Genomic DNA, 14,737 nt, shown 5'->3' with positions numbered 1-14,737 from the left:
CTTTATAATATCTGAACATTTATAATTTTAACCAAATATTCAGAGCTTAAATAGAGTTAATTTGAATTATATAGTTCATTAGGAATAGCATATAAAAGTGAAGTCCGAAATTCCTGACTGAATTTAAAAGTATAATTACTTAGTATACTGTTTAAATATAATGGAATTTCATAAAAATCTTCATTTTTGTGATATAAACATACTGCCAATTGTGGTCTGTCTTTTATAAGAGTGTTTTTAGCGCCTATTAACGCACCTAATTCAGCCCCTTCTACATCAAATTTAGCAAAATCAAGTTTATTTATGTTATTTTCACGCATAAATTCGTCTATCGAAATAGTTTGAACTGAGTGATATAGTTCTGTTTCAATATCTTTAAATTTATTTTTCGAATTATTTTCCCGGTTATTATCAAATATCAGGTGAGAACCAAATCCTTGATTTTTTAACTGTATTGTTTTTTTGCTATCCCAAAGAGCATATTCAAACATTTCAATTTTATCAGAATTAGAAATAGTTGTTGAAAATGGTTTTTTAGCAAACATTTTATATAGCGGTTCAAATGCATAAATTTTTTCTATTTTTGGAAAATGATTTAAAAATTTTACAGATGTATCTCCATCATTTGCGCCACAATCAAAAACAACTTTAATTGCCTCCTGATTAATAAATTAAAAATATTCAGTATTTGCCTTATCCAAAGTTTTAATAATATACTCAAAAAGTTTATCATAGCCTTCTTTATTGGATTTTGCATTTATTACAAGATCATAGAGTTTTCTATCTTCATCAGATTCAAGAATAGATTTTACTTTATTGAACTTTTCCGAATTATTAGTCATAAAATCTTCAGAAATCTTTATGACTGAAGGATGTTCAAAACATATAACATTATCAATAAAATTAACCAGCCAGTCAAAAGCTTTATGGTTAATATAGGTAAAATTTTGAATATTATAAGTTTGCAAAATATCATGTATCGAATGAAGATTGGCTGATGTAATTACAATCAAGTCATATTCAGATTCAATTGTTTTAATATCTGCTATGTTTATGATCTCAAGATTATCAATAATGCCTGATTTAAAAGAATCTAAGAAACACACAATTTTTACATCTTTTCTGGTTAATTCAAGAAGTCTCTTAAGGAAAATGCCTACTTTTAATGATCCATATATACATATTCTCGAATTCAAAGGTATATTATCAGTTAAGTTTACAAACATGTGTATCCTCTCAATTTTATATAAACTGCCAAAATAATTATAATTGTACAACTGGTACCGTATAATTACAGCTTTTATAACTCCATTTCTACTAGATTTAATTTTAAATTCAAATTTTTTATTATATTTTCAATTTCATTTTTGTAGTTCGAGTTCATGATTATAACTGTTTTTATATTATATTTGTGGATTTCTTCTGGGGCAATTATTATATGCCCTGTCCCTACAATATGTTTGCCTTGTTTATTAGGGTTTATATCGACTAAAAAATCAACAAGTTTACAGTCTTTGTCGACTAAATTTAAAAAAGTAACGCCTTTACCTGCTGCGCCCCATACAACAATATTTCCGTTTTGTTTTAAATTTTCAAGTTGTAATTTAAGTTTCGCTAAAATTTGTTTTTCTGTTTTTACATAATTTAATGCCAAATCTTTTAAAGAATTTTCTTTATCAACACTTGCTTTTATCCATAAATACTGTCCTTCAAAAATTTTTTTTATGTAGTCAACTTTAAAACCTGCGGCTTCAAAAGCATATTTAAGAGATTTTTCACTAAAATATCCAAAATATTCATAACAATAATCCCAAATGGCTTTGTTTTCCAATTTCCATTCGATATTAGGAGTTTCAAGATAAACTTTAGCATTGGTAGAATTGCTTAAATTTTTTCTTATAGTTTTTAAAACTTCAAACAATTCAGGAATAACTTCCAGAACATGTCTTAATATTACAACATCTGCATTTAAATTTGCATGTTTTTCTCCATAAAATTCTTTCCTGAAAATCAGTTTATTCTCTATTTCCTGAAAATCACCTTTAAAACTTGGATCAAAACCGATACCCGAATTATTTGATTCATCTTTTTCAACTAATTTATGAAGAAAAGCCCCATTGCCTGCGCCAATTTCTATTATTTTGCAATTTTGAACTTTTTCTTCATAAAGCAGATTATTAGTTAATTTTTCAATATAATCTTGATAATATTTGGAAAATGTCGAAGCATTATCATAATTGTCTCCATATTTAAGCTTAGACAAATCAAAGCTTGTATTAAAAATAAATTCACAATTATTACATATTGCTAATTTTATATCACCTCTATCTATATTTCGGGCAGTTTCACGTTCTTTCAAAACAAAGTTTTGAATAACAGGAACATTATCACGCTCCAAAAACATCTCGATTTTCTCTGATTTACAGATAGGACAACATTTAATTAAATCCATTATTTACTCCGATTTTAAAACTATATCATTACATGAAACAATTCTGTTAATACACTTACAACACTTTTTATTATAAACAGGGTCATCCCATCTTACACCGTCCGAATAATCGGTATTATAAACGTTTTCTATTTATAGCTTTTAATTGCATTTATAACATATTCAGTCTCTTCATTTTTCAGGTCAGGGAATAACGGAAGCGTTACAAACTCTTTCCAAATACGGTCAGCCACAGGTGTTTCGTTTTTGTACTTATAAAACAGCGGATGCATAGTTAAAGGCATATAATGAACTCCTGTCGCAATTTCTTTTTCAGTCATGTATTTAAGGAATTTGTCCCTTTCCTGAATCCGGAGCATAAATATATGGTAAGACGAGTTTTCGAGTTGATAAGGCAAACCTATTTTTGCAAAATTCAAATCCTTGACACCGTCTATATATTTTTGGAGAATATTTCTTCTTTTCTGATTCATATAATCAAGTTTTGAGAGCTGTGCAAGTGCAATAGAGGCGGCAAGATCATTCATGTTGTATTTATAGCCTATATCGGATATTTCATAATACCAGTGAAGAACGTTAGGAGTACTGTCCGTGTTTTCACTCAGTCTTTGCCAGGTGTCTTTATTTATACCTATCCATCTTGAATGTCTTAGAGGTTTAATTAATTCCTGATCGTCAGAACAAATCATTCCGCCGTCACCTGATGTCATACATTTTTTTTCTTCAAAACTGAAGCAGCCGATATCTCCCCAGGTTCCGAGTTTTTTACCTTTATATTCACCACCGGCTGTATGGGCACAGTCTTCAATTACTTTCAAGTTTTTCGATTTTGCCCAGTTCATTAATTTATCCATTTCGACGGGATGCCCGCCAAAATGAACAGGTATAACAGCTACACAGTCTTTATCATATTTTTTATCAAGATCTTCAAGCGAAATCCCTAAAGTTTCTTCATCTATATCTACAAAAACCGGTTCAAGGTTATTATATAAAGCCGCCATTGCAGTAGCAGCAAACGTCATAACAGGAACCAGTACCTTTTTCCCCGGAGAGAACTTGTATGCGGATAAAGCCAGATGAAGAGCTGCCGTGCAGGAGTTCACGCCTATTGCTTCTTTGCAGCCGATAAAATCCGCCCATTTATGTTCAAATTCTTTTACCTGTGGACCAAGTCCGAGCCATGCCCGAGAAAATGCAGCCTTAATATTTTCAAGCTCTTCTTCCCCTACACAGGGTTTAAAAAGTCTTATCGTCATTGATATTTCTCCTTGAATTCACTAAAAGTTTTATTTTTGGAGTCTTTTTCTGAAATAATTCTATTTTCGCATTCAGGCCATTTTATTCCTATCAAAGGATCATTCCAGCTGATAGCAGCTTCGTAGCCTTGAGCATAGAAATTTGTAACATTATAAGATACCAAAGTTTTATCAACTAACGTCTGATATCCATGAGCAAATTCTGTTGGAATGTACAACATCTTACGGTTTTCAGCAGATAATTCTACTCCAAACCATTGTAAATAGGTTTCTGAAGCTGGTCTGATATCTACAATTACGTCATAAATAGCTCCAACATGACAACTGATAATTTTTACTTCTTCGTAAGGCGGTTTTTGATAGTGCATACCTCTTAAAGTACCGGCTTTGTGGTTAAAAGATATGTTTGACTGAACAATATCAGAATTTAAGCCCAATTTTTCAAATTCTTTTTTACAAAAACAGCGTGAAAAAAAACCTCTCTCATCTTCAAGAGGTTCTATCTCTATAATATAAGCACCTTTTAATTTTGTTTCCGTAAACTTCATCTGTTTTCCTTTTAGTCCTTCCAGATTTTCCACGGAGCATTACCGCTTTCCCATAGCTCTTCGAGCCTTATTTTATCCCTCATTGTGTCCATGGGAAGCCAAAAATCATTATGTTTTCTAGCGGCAAGCTCATTTTTTTGTGCAAGAAGCTTTATTGGCTCTGATTCAAGAGAGGTTATATCTGAGTCAAGATAATCAAAAATTTTAGACCCGAATACAAAAAATCCCCCATTTATCCAGTTGCCGTCGCCTTTTGGCTTTTCTTGGAAATCTTTAACCATTCCGTCTTTAATTTCAAGCAAACCATAACGGCCCGGTGGCTGGACAGCCGTAACTGTTGCAGTAACTTTGCGTTCATAATGATAATCAATTAATTCTTTTATGTTTACATTGCTTACCCCGTCACCGTAGGTTAAGCAAAAAGTTTCATCTTTCTCTATATAGGGTTTAATCCGTTTTAATCTTCCGCCTGTATTTGTCTTGTCGCCTGTGTCTACAACAGTTATTTTCCAGGGGTCGGATTGGTGGTTATGTAGTTTCATATTATTACTGCAAGTATCAAAAGTAATATCTGATTGATGAAGAAAGTAGTTTGCGAAATATTCTTTAATAACATAGCCTTTATAACCCGTACATATAATAAAATCATTTATTCCGTAATGTGAATAAACTTTCATAATATGCCACAAGATAGGCTTTCCGCCTATTTCAATCATCGGCTTTGGTTTTAAATGGGATTCTTCGCTAATCCTTGTCCCAAGACCGCCGGCTAAAATAACAGCTTTCATAATTTTTTCCAAACAAAATGATAACTACAATTTATATTATCATTTTTTTGAGGAAATAAGCTTCAAATATTTAATGTATCTTATAATTAGTCTGTAATAATTGTGTTTTTGTGAAAAATAAAGTTTCAGTATTTTGAAAATGTTTTTAAAATAAAGCATAGGGTGATTTTTATAAATCTGTATAAAACAGTGTATTCTCTTTTCGTCCTTAACACCGGTTGTTCTTGAAATCTCAAGCCGCCTGTAATAAAAAAGAGTTTCTTCAATTCTGTAAAACTTCTTATTGTCAGCTACAAAATACAGCCAGAAATCAAAATCTTCCCAGCCATATATCATGTTTTTGTTGTAGCCTTTGTATTTTTCCCAGTCGGATTTTTTGTATAAAGCTGTTATAAAAACAACGTTCCCCAGTAAAAAATCAGGAAATTTATACGGTTTAAAAGAACAAAGCCTGTTTATTGCGCCAAAGTATTGACCTAACGAGTAAACAACGGATATTTCAGGCTGTTGTTCAAAAACCTTTAAAGCTTTTTCTAGATATTCGGGAGCCAGTTTGTCGTCAGCATCAAGAGGAAGTATGTATTCGCCTTTAGCATGGACGATTGCTGTGTTTCTTGCCACGGAAGGCCCTTGATTAACTGAATTTATAACTGTTGTTTTTGGTTTATTGTAGTCGGATAAAATTTTGTTTGTATAATCATCGCTGGAACCGTCATTGATAATAATTATCTCAAAGTCATCAAATGTCTGACACAAAACAGATTCGACGCATTCATCTATATAGATGCCCTGATTGTAACAAGGGATTATTACAGATACTTTTGGATTGCTCATTATTCTACACAAGCCTTAAACTACGTTATAAGTATAGCATTTTTTAATCAGGTAACAAAAAAGTTAAACCGTAATGTTGAAAGAGAGGTTCATGTTAATATTTATTTTAGTGAATCATAATTTGGACGTTTAAAATTGCTGTCTTTAAAAAATCCTCAAGAAATTTTATATAAGGTTTTTGGATATAAAACATTTCGTGGCAAACAACAGGAAATCATTGAACATATTTTAAATGGAAATGATGGTCTTGTTTTGATGCCTACAGGCGGAGGAAAATCTCTTTGTTTTCAAATACCCGCTCTTTGCTTTGAAGGAATTACAGTTGTTATTTCTCCTCTAATAGCACTTATGCAGGATCAGGTCAACGCTCTAAAACAAGCGGGTGTCAGAGCTTCTGTTTTGAATTCAACTTTAAACGCCGAAAAATCAAATTTGGTTGAGGAACAAATATTTAATAATGAGCTGGATCTGGTATATGTTTCACCTGAAAGATTGAATACAGAAGGCTTTTTAAATCTTTTGAAAAAATCTAAAATTTCACTTTTTGCAATTGATGAAGCTCATTGTGTATCGCAATGGGGACACGATTTTAGACCTGAATACACCAAATTTTCAGCACTAAAAGAAATATTCCCCAATGTTCCAAGAATTGCATTAACAGCTACTGCTGATGAACTAACGAGAATAGATATTATAAAAAATCTTAATCTTGAAAACGGAAAAGTTTTTGTATCCAGCTTTGACAGACCAAATATTGAATACACAATAAAAATTAAAGATAACGAAAAAAAACAGCTTTTAAATTTTATTAAAGAAGATCATCGGAATGATTCAGGTATTGTTTATTGTATTTCAAGAAAAAGGGTTGAAGAAGTCGCAGCGTATTTAAAAAAAGAAGGATTTAACGCTCTGCCTTATCATGCAGGTTTAGATAAAAAAATACGAGAGAAAAATCAGGAAAAATTTATTAAAGAAGAATCAATGATAATGGTTGCAACAATTGCTTTCGGTATGGGAATTGACAAACCTGATGTAAGATTTGTCGCACATCTTGACTTGCCTAAAAGCGTAGAATCTTATTATCAAGAAACAGGTCGTGCAGGTCGTGACGGTTTGCCGGCTGATGCATGGATGGTTTACGGGTTAAAAGATATTGTTCAGTTAAAACAATTTATAGAAAGCTCTACGTCATCTCCAGAGCAGAAAAGAATTGAACATCAAAAATTAAACACATTGATAGGCTATGTTGAAACAGTTAATTGCAGAAGAAGGATTTTATTGGATTATTTTGCAGAAGAATTAAAAAACGATTGTAAAAATTGTGATAACTGTTTAGAACCGCCTGTAACTTATGATGCAACGGTTGATGTCCAAAAAGTTTTGTCCTGTATTTATAGAACCCAAACAGACAGGTATGGCTTCGGGGGAGGGCATATAATAAATATTTTGTTGGGCAAAGATGACGAAAAAGTGAAAAAATTCAAGCATGACAAACTAAGCACTTTTGGTATCGGCAAAGATGTCTCAGAATCTCAATGGAAGTCTATTATCAGGCAAGTTGCCATATTAGGATTTGTCGAGATGGACATGCAATATTCAACGCTAAAAACCAATCTCGAGGCTAATGATGTTTTAAGGGGCAAGCAAAAGGTTGAATTAAGAAAATTTATTTTAGAAAGCAAAGTTAAACTTAAAAAACCAGCTCCTGCAAAAAAAGCCGTACTAACTGCTGACGCTGATGTTGAATTGTTCAATGAACTTAAAAAAATCAGATTATCTTTCGCTCGTGATGAAAATATGCCGCCATATATTATTTTTAATGACAAAACCCTAATAGAAATGGTAAATAACAAACCCGAAACCCTTGATGATATGTCAGAAATATCGGGAGTGGGGGAACACAAGCTGAAAAAATACGGCTTAGCTTTTTTAAATGCCATAAATGGATAAATTTGATAATAAAAAGAAAAATCTCTTTAAAGCGGTAGTAATTTACTTTAAGAGATTTTCTTTAAATATTATAGAGTTATATTTTTATCTGTTGTTTCTGAAACAATCAGAACAGTAAACAGGTCTATCGCCTTTAGGCTCAAAAGGAACAGTTGTTTCTATGCCGCAACCAGCGCAAACAGCACTGAACTGAGGTCTGCTGGATCCGCCACCGTATCCGCCTCTGCCGCCGCCGCCATATCCGCCGCCGCCACCGCGTGAGTCATTCGCTTTTCTGTTTGCTCTGCAAGATGCACATCTTTTTGGGGTAGAATATCTTTTTTGAGCGTAAAATTCTTGATCTTCAGCACTGAATGTGAAACCTTGCCCACAATCTGCGCATTGTAATTCTTGGTCTGTGAAATTTTGATTGAACATTTTGATTCTCTTTCTTTGAAATTAAAATATATTTTTACTACCAATTATATTATTAAACAAGTTTAAAAAAAGACAAGTATTAAGTAGGTAACAAAAATTTTAAACAGTTATGCCGAGTTAAATAAAACTCTCAATCTTCAACTATATTCGTATTTTTCGATTTTTACTCAGAATGACGAAAACGTTAAGATTTTTTATTTGTTACTTAGTGTATCATACTTAAAAAATTTAATGACCAAATAAAAGTTCGGGGATATATTTAATGTAAAATAATATTGAGATTAAGGGTTCTATAATGAGTATTTGAAAAGTCTGAAAATAGATAGTGGAAGTTAAATGAATATATGGGTTGATGCGGATGCCTGTCCGTCCGAAATTAAAGATATCATTATAAAAGCTGCACTCAAGCGGTGTATTCAAACAGTATTTGTTTCGAATAAAATTATTTCAATTCCTCAATCGCCTTTTATTTCTACAGTAAAAGTTTCTCAAGGTCCGGATGTGGCGGATGAATATATAGCTGAGAACGCTAATAATGCGGATTTGGTTATAACTCAGGATATACCTCTTGCCGCCATGCTTGTTCCAAAAGGAATTGTCGTAATAAGTGTTCATGGCGTTCTTTTTACGCACGCTAATATTGGAGAAAGGCTTTCTGTAAGAAATTTTATGAGTGAATTAAGGGATACTGGTATTCAGACAAGCGGACCAAGACCTTTTAGCACTAAAGATAAACAGAAATTCGCAAATACATTTGATCAGCAGCTGGTAAAACGTTTAAAATACAAATAAATCTAAAATAAAAACGGATACAGTTTTATTGACTGTATCCGTTAAGATAAAGATATTTTTTGTTTTTTAAAAATTCTCTCTAGTGGTTGCAGCCGCAACTGCAAGAATTTGAAATTGTTTTCAAAACACCGTTCAAGTAATTTGAAACAAGAAGCTCAGGCGCTTCGGTTGGTGCTCCAATAATAACTGTAATTCCTTGCTCTTTAAGCATTTTTTGGGCAGGTACACCCATTCCTCCTGCAATAATAATATTAGCGCCATTTTCTTTTACCCATGGAACCATATATTCATGGCACTGTCCTGAAGGAGCTATAGTTTCTTTTGAAATAATCTCTTTTGAATTATCATCAACTTCAATGAAAGTAAATATCTTACAGCTTCCAAAATGTATACATAATTTATCATTTTCGGTAGGTATTGCAAATTTCATTTTTATCTCCTCTTTCTTTTTTTATTCTAGTTCTAAAATTCTTTCATTAAGGGCTTTGAGTCTTGATTCAATAGTCTGTTTTTCTACTTTTATTAAATTTAACTCATCAGTCGCTGATTTGATTTTAGAATTGCCGCAGCTGATTATAACGGTTTCTTTGTTAAATTTGATTCTACTATTATCGTTCATCATTCGGCCTTTTCTGCATCTTCTTCTCTGTCCTGTTCTTGAAGGACCATTCCCGTCAAAATTTGGCATAGTAGTCTCCTTTATTTTTTCTAACAACTCATAATAACAATTACGATTATAATAACACTTGACAATTATAATTGTCAAGTTAGTTTAATATTTATAAATTTTCTGATATAATAAAATCAATAGTAATAGGTATTGTGATAAGAAATGGAAGTTAACGAAAATTTACCTGTATATTCAATGGGAATTGCCGCACAAATTCTTAATGTTCATCCAAGAACCTTGAGAATTTACGAGGCTGAAGGTTTAATAAAGCCACAAAGACATGGCGGGAAACGAATGTTTTCAAAAAATGATTTAACAAGAATTGAATGTTTGAGAAAGCTTATTCATGAAGAAAATTTGAGTATACCTGGCATTAAAAGACTTCTTGATTTCACTCCTTGTTGGAAATTAAAAAAATGTTCACAAGAAAAGCGTTCAAAATGTTGTGAACTTAGCGGACAAAAGAAAAAGTGTTGGGAATTTTCACAAAAAACCTGTAAAAAAACCTGTGAAAAATGTGAAATATATTTAAAAGAGAATACATATGTATGAAGACTTAGATGATAATTTTTTTGATAAAGTTTAATTTTTCTGTCTATATCAAGTAACTTATTAAATTAGTTAAATAATTTCCAAATAGCGTCAAAATTTCTCCTCTATTTGGACGATATTTAAAATAATATTATTAATGAAACACTTCTCTTGTCTGTAAAAGAAATTTTAAAAGTTTTAGCGAAAAGCAGCTTTTGTTAGTTTGTTTTAGAATCATTAACGCAGATAAAACCAATGTTTTATTAATTAAACAGCTTTTACACGCAGCTTGAATCTTTATAAAATATAATTATATAAAAAATGATTTTGAATTTTTTCATAACATCTTTATATTTGCTGACTGATAGGCTACACATCTAATTATTAATGTTTTTATATTTGGCTCTAAAGAGTTTTTTTGAATATAAATAAAAAGTTTACTCTTTTTACAATATACTTTATACTGTGTTAAAAAGAACATGATTTATTAACAATAGTTTGTATTAAGAGTTGGATAAGAAGGTGGAATTTGATGTTGAGAAAGGTTTTTACATTACTATTTTTGTTTGTTAGTTTAATCGTTGCAGCTAATTCTGCAAATGCCACGGCCGGACATGTTGTTACAGGAGTGGGAGCTATAAACCAGAGTGTGGCAGGAACATCCACAGCTATGCCTCTTGATGCTTCAGGAGCTTTATACTGGAATCCTGCTACAATTACCGGACTTGATTCTTCACAAGCTCAAATAAATGGAGAAGTTATGTTTGTAAATCTCCATTTGAAATCCTCTGTAGAGCCTAATGCGTTTGGAGCAGGAGTTCCCTCAACGCATTTGGAAGACAGTACCCGAAGTAAATTAGACATTATGCCTCTACCAAGTTTTGCCTATGTATATAAGGACAAAAATAATAAATGGGCGACCGGTGTTTCTGCCAATGTAGTCAGTGGTTTTGGAGTATATTTCCCAAAAACATCAACTAATCCGATTTTAACATCACAGCCTCCTAACGGTTACGGTTTTGGAGAAATAAAAACAAAATATGTGCTTGTTCAGGTTTCTCCTGCATTTGCTTACAAAGTAACAAAAAGTTTGTCTGTTGGTATTGCGCCTGTACTTGATATTGCTTCTTTAAATTCGAGTCCTTTTGCCGGTGCAGTTCCTGATGATGCAAACGCTGACGGATACAAAACTTACCCGAATTCTAATACTTCATGGACTGCAGGAGCCGGAGTTCAAGGCGGAATCTATTATGAGAACAACGGAATTCACGCAGGGGCTTCTTTAAAAAGTCCTCAATGGATGGGAAATTTTCACTTTAAAGGTCTTGATGAGCTTGGCAACAATCGTAATTATAATTTCAGGCTTAACTTTCCCATGATTGCCAGTGTAGGTCTTGGTTATTCCAGAATACCAAAATTAAAATTAATGACCGATGCAAGATATATTAACTATTCAAATACCCAGGGTTTCAAGGATGCCGGATTTGACCCGAATACCAGTGCTGTACAAGGATACGGGTATAAAAGTATATATGTCTTTAGTACAGGCGGAGAATATGAAGTTAATAAAAACCTTAGTTTAAGGCTGGGGTATTCGTATAATAATAACCCTATAAGAGATCATGATACATTCTTTGTATTGGGTTCACCTGCTATTATACAAAATCACATCACAGCCGGTGCAACATACAAAATAACAGACAAAATTGATGTTTCATTAGCTTATGTTTTAGGGATAAAAAACACAAGTCAAGGAAAGTTCCAAAGTGTTTCAGGTCCTGTGAATAATACAGAGGTAAAAACTACTATGGGCGAACAAAGTGCTGTTTGTAGCCTTAGGTATAAATTTTAATCTCTTATAGGTTGACCGAAAAAATCAAACAAAAATATATTTAGTTGTTCGAAGTTTTTGATATAGAAAAAAGGCTTTAGGTTCTGCCTAAAGCTTTTTTCTATAAACTAATCTGACTTTGGACTATCTTCGGAAAAATGTTATTGATGAATTCTTTATTTTGTCTATAAAAGACAGCTTCTTAAAAATTGCATACTTTTGCCTTTGAAAATTCAGATATTAATAGATTTATAACAAACCTTTTTCCTCAAGATAATTTAAAATCCATTTTTCCATTTTTGGGGTTGGTTTTGTATTATCTTGTTCGCAAGCGGTTTTAAATAATTTCCATAATTCAGGATTAAACATTAATGTTGTTCTTTTGGTCTTATTTCTTGTAAGTTCTAGTATTTTATCGGTTTTTGACATTATTATCACACCAAGTGTACTTAATATACGCATAGAATAGTATGTATTTTTATGCTTGTATAGTTGATGTGATTATGCATAATAATTAGTATGTATAAATACTACACATAACCGTTTTTCAAAAATAAGAGCGAATCTGATGAATTTTTCCAATTTTATAAATATTTCCATTGAACCAGAGCTTTTAAAAGCCTTATTATTTGGGTTATTTAAAAATACAAAATTGAAAAGAGAATGAGAATGCCTGATATAGAGTTACAACAGAACACAAAGCCCTGTATTATAGGAAATTTAAGATTTTTTAGAGGCTGTATATTTGCTATTTTATTTTCAGGCATGCTGTTTTAAATACATTTGTTGTTCTTACACTATTGTATATTATTGGAGTTTTTATATTTATTGGTTATTTTTTAAAACAGGAGGCAAGAAATAACTTTTAATTTAATTATTGCTAAAATTATATTAAGAGTGCCAACTGTTTGTAATATACAGATTCATTAATTCAAAATTATTTTTGACATCATCAACTGTATTACAAGAAATTCCTTGAATCGTTGCATAATTTGACATAGCTTGAACAATTTGATTTATATCACTATACAGCCAATTATTTGGCAAATTTTGTATAGAATCATATTGATGTAAATTGTTATAATGCCACCAATTTATATGCTTATCCCAAAAGCGTCGAGGGCGTCGAAATAGCGTCGAGCATAAAAAAAGAGCTTCAACGGAAATCGCCGAAACTCTTTTTTAAAAACTCTCCCCATCGGGGGCGAAAATAGAATTTATAGCTCAAAATATTTTGGATTTTGTTTCAAGTAAAAAATCCTATAATATGTTGTTTTTATTGGAAAAAATAAGAAAACCATTATAATCTATTTCTATTAAAACATTTTTGCATGATAAAATTTTTTTAATTATTTAAATAAAAGGGTAAGAAATGACAGAAAATAAATTGATTATTTTCGAGGGAAAAAAAATCAGAAGAACTCTTCATAATGATGAATGGTATTTTTCAATTGTTGATGTTGTAGAAGTATTAACAGACAGCATAAATCCGACAGATTATATAAAAAAAATTAAAAAAAGAGATCCCGAACTTTCCGAAGGGTGGGGACAAATTGTCACCCCCCTTCCAATTGAAACAGAAGGCGGAAAACAAAAACTTAATTGTTCAAATACAGAAGGTGTTTTCCGTATAATTCAATCTATTCCAAGTAAAAAAGCTGAACCATTCAAGAGATGGCTTGCAAAAGTTGGTTATGAAAGAGTACAGGAAATTGAAAACCCTGAACTTGCACAGCAAAGAATGAAAGAAATATACAAAGCCAAAGGTTATCCTGACAGTTGGATTGAAAAAAGAGTCAGAGGAATTGCCCTAAGGGAAGAATTAACTGACGAATGGCAAAAAAGAGGAGTAATCGAAGGTAAAGAATATTCGATATTAACTGCCGAAATTGCAAAAGCTACTTTTGGAATGACACCTTCCGAATATAAAGATTATAAAGGATTAAAAAGAGAAAATTTAAGAGATCACATGACCGACCTTGAGCTTATCTTTTCAATGCTTGGTGAAGCTTCAACAACAGAAATTGCAAAAAATACAAATGCGCAGGGATTTAAGGAAAATCATGAAGTTGCAAAAAAAGGCGGTAAAATTGCAGGAGATGCAAGAAAACAGCTTGAAAAAGAAAGTGGTAAAAAAATTGTGTCCAAAAATAATTTTTTAGCTTCAAACAAAAATTTGCAAATATCAAATGACCAGTTAACCAGCGATTAAAATTCAGACCGCATTTAAAACCAAATTAATATGCTTTTATTCCGGCATGATAAAAATATAAATCCCACAGAGAAAAGTATAAAAAGTAACAGAAAATAACAGTTGCATAAATTTTTGATAAACTTGTTTTATTTGTATATTATATTTGAAGTATTATTATAAAGAGAAAATTAATCTTTAATATACTTATTATAGATAAGGAATAATTATAATGAAAGAAAAGCTTGTCTTTGGATTTGATTTAGGTAAAGCCAGCATAGGAATTTGCGTTAGGGTCGGACATGAGATAAAACAATTAAAATCTATGCTTATAAACCCAGAATATGCGGATGTTTCAGAAAACAGAAAAAGAAGAAGAGCTAAATTAACAAGAGATGCACATAAATCAAGAGAAAAATATTTAAAAACAATATGGGAAAAAGCTAATTTATCACCTTTGGAAAATAATGATACTAG

General features: G+C 31.6%; 17 protein-coding genes. 6 read left to right on the top strand and 11 right to left on the bottom strand.

Features of this window, described 5'->3' with window-relative positions; all coding sequences use genetic code 11:
• Window positions 1-56: 56 nt before the first annotated feature.
• From WCG23_03280 to WCG23_03250, 7 genes are all read right to left on the bottom strand, one after another.
• On the bottom strand, window positions 57-653 hold the full coding sequence (locus WCG23_03280) for an FkbM family methyltransferase (protein MEI8388889.1): 597 nt from the start codon (window positions 651-653) through the stop codon (window positions 57-59).
• Window positions 654-671: 18 nt separating this feature from the next.
• A complete protein-coding gene (locus tag WCG23_03275) occupies window positions 672-1,226 on the bottom strand; it encodes a hypothetical protein (GenBank protein ID MEI8388888.1) in 555 nt (184 codons plus the stop codon).
• Window positions 1,227-1,300: 74 nt separating this feature from the next.
• Window positions 1,301-2,452: a class I SAM-dependent methyltransferase gene (locus tag WCG23_03270; protein MEI8388887.1), complete on the bottom strand. Its 1,152-nt coding sequence runs from the start codon at window positions 2,450-2,452 to the stop codon at window positions 1,301-1,303.
• A 128-nt stretch (window positions 2,453-2,580) separates the two neighbouring features.
• The gene (locus WCG23_03265; GenBank protein ID MEI8388886.1) at window positions 2,581-3,708 is read right to left on the bottom strand and encodes a DegT/DnrJ/EryC1/StrS aminotransferase family protein; all 1,128 of its coding nucleotides are present in this window, start codon (window positions 3,706-3,708) and stop codon (window positions 2,581-2,583) included.
• Window positions 3,705-4,256 carry a dTDP-4-dehydrorhamnose 3,5-epimerase gene (rfbC, locus tag WCG23_03260; protein MEI8388885.1) on the bottom strand — a complete coding sequence of 184 codons (552 nt, stop codon included), beginning with the start codon at window positions 4,254-4,256 and terminating at the stop codon, window positions 3,705-3,707. Before rfbC ends, WCG23_03265 begins: the two co-directional genes overlap by 4 nt.
• Before the next feature lie 11 nt (window positions 4,257-4,267).
• Window positions 4,268-5,044, bottom strand: a complete 777-nt coding sequence (gene rfbF, locus WCG23_03255) for a glucose-1-phosphate cytidylyltransferase (GenBank protein ID MEI8388884.1) — start codon at window positions 5,042-5,044, stop codon at window positions 4,268-4,270.
• A 39-nt stretch (window positions 5,045-5,083) separates the two neighbouring features.
• Window positions 5,084-5,878 (bottom strand): glycosyltransferase family A protein, encoded by a 795-nt coding sequence (locus WCG23_03250; protein MEI8388883.1) that lies wholly within the window; start codon window positions 5,876-5,878, stop codon window positions 5,084-5,086.
• 135 nt (window positions 5,879-6,013) lie between these two features.
• On the opposite strand from WCG23_03250, the gene recQ reads away from it, so the two are divergent.
• The gene (recQ, locus tag WCG23_03245) at window positions 6,014-7,828 is read left to right on the top strand and encodes a DNA helicase RecQ (protein MEI8388882.1); all 1,815 of its coding nucleotides are present in this window, start codon (window positions 6,014-6,016) and stop codon (window positions 7,826-7,828) included.
• 84 nt (window positions 7,829-7,912) lie between these two features.
• Here recQ and WCG23_03240 read toward each other — a convergent pair whose 3' ends face one another.
• The gene (locus WCG23_03240) at window positions 7,913-8,245 is read right to left on the bottom strand and encodes a CxxC-x17-CxxC domain-containing protein (protein ID MEI8388881.1); all 333 of its coding nucleotides are present in this window, start codon (window positions 8,243-8,245) and stop codon (window positions 7,913-7,915) included.
• A 336-nt stretch (window positions 8,246-8,581) separates the two neighbouring features.
• Between WCG23_03240 and WCG23_03235 the strand changes: the two genes are divergently transcribed.
• The gene (locus tag WCG23_03235) at window positions 8,582-9,037 is read left to right on the top strand and encodes a YaiI/YqxD family protein (GenBank protein ID MEI8388880.1); all 456 of its coding nucleotides are present in this window, start codon (window positions 8,582-8,584) and stop codon (window positions 9,035-9,037) included.
• A gap of 79 nt (window positions 9,038-9,116) precedes the next feature.
• Here WCG23_03235 and WCG23_03230 read toward each other — a convergent pair whose 3' ends face one another.
• Both WCG23_03230 and WCG23_03225 read right to left on the bottom strand, forming a co-directional pair.
• Window positions 9,117-9,467 (bottom strand): NifB/NifX family molybdenum-iron cluster-binding protein, encoded by a 351-nt coding sequence (locus WCG23_03230; GenBank protein ID MEI8388879.1) that lies wholly within the window; start codon window positions 9,465-9,467, stop codon window positions 9,117-9,119.
• A 21-nt stretch (window positions 9,468-9,488) separates the two neighbouring features.
• On the bottom strand, window positions 9,489-9,725 hold the full coding sequence (locus WCG23_03225) for a hypothetical protein (protein MEI8388878.1): 237 nt from the start codon (window positions 9,723-9,725) through the stop codon (window positions 9,489-9,491).
• A gap of 144 nt (window positions 9,726-9,869) precedes the next feature.
• Between WCG23_03225 and WCG23_03220 the strand changes: the two genes are divergently transcribed.
• Both WCG23_03220 and WCG23_03215 read left to right on the top strand, forming a co-directional pair.
• Window positions 9,870-10,259 (top strand): MerR family transcriptional regulator, encoded by a 390-nt coding sequence (locus WCG23_03220; GenBank protein ID MEI8388877.1) that lies wholly within the window; start codon window positions 9,870-9,872, stop codon window positions 10,257-10,259.
• 511 nt (window positions 10,260-10,770) lie between these two features.
• Window positions 10,771-12,090 carry an outer membrane protein transport protein gene (locus tag WCG23_03215; protein ID MEI8388876.1) on the top strand — a complete coding sequence of 440 codons (1,320 nt, stop codon included), beginning with the start codon at window positions 10,771-10,773 and terminating at the stop codon, window positions 12,088-12,090.
• Between the two features lie 228 nt (window positions 12,091-12,318).
• Here WCG23_03215 and WCG23_03210 read toward each other — a convergent pair whose 3' ends face one another.
• On the bottom strand, window positions 12,319-12,498 hold the full coding sequence (locus WCG23_03210; GenBank protein ID MEI8388875.1) for a hypothetical protein: 180 nt from the start codon (window positions 12,496-12,498) through the stop codon (window positions 12,319-12,321).
• A gap of 943 nt (window positions 12,499-13,441) precedes the next feature.
• Between WCG23_03210 and WCG23_03205 the strand changes: the two genes are divergently transcribed.
• The gene (locus WCG23_03205; protein ID MEI8388874.1) at window positions 13,442-14,281 is read left to right on the top strand and encodes a Bro-N domain-containing protein; all 840 of its coding nucleotides are present in this window, start codon (window positions 13,442-13,444) and stop codon (window positions 14,279-14,281) included.
• Window positions 14,282-14,492: 211 nt separating this feature from the next.
• The coding region (locus tag WCG23_03200; protein ID MEI8388873.1) for a hypothetical protein at window positions 14,493-14,737 on the top strand (245 nt) is incomplete at its 3' end.

The sequence above is a fragment of the bacterium genome, from assembly GCA_037147175.1.
Classification (GTDB): domain Bacteria; phylum Cyanobacteriota; class Vampirovibrionia; order Gastranaerophilales; family UBA9971; genus UBA9971.
The sequence above is the reverse complement of the archived record's forward strand: the minus strand, read 5'-3'. Positions and strand labels throughout refer to the sequence as shown.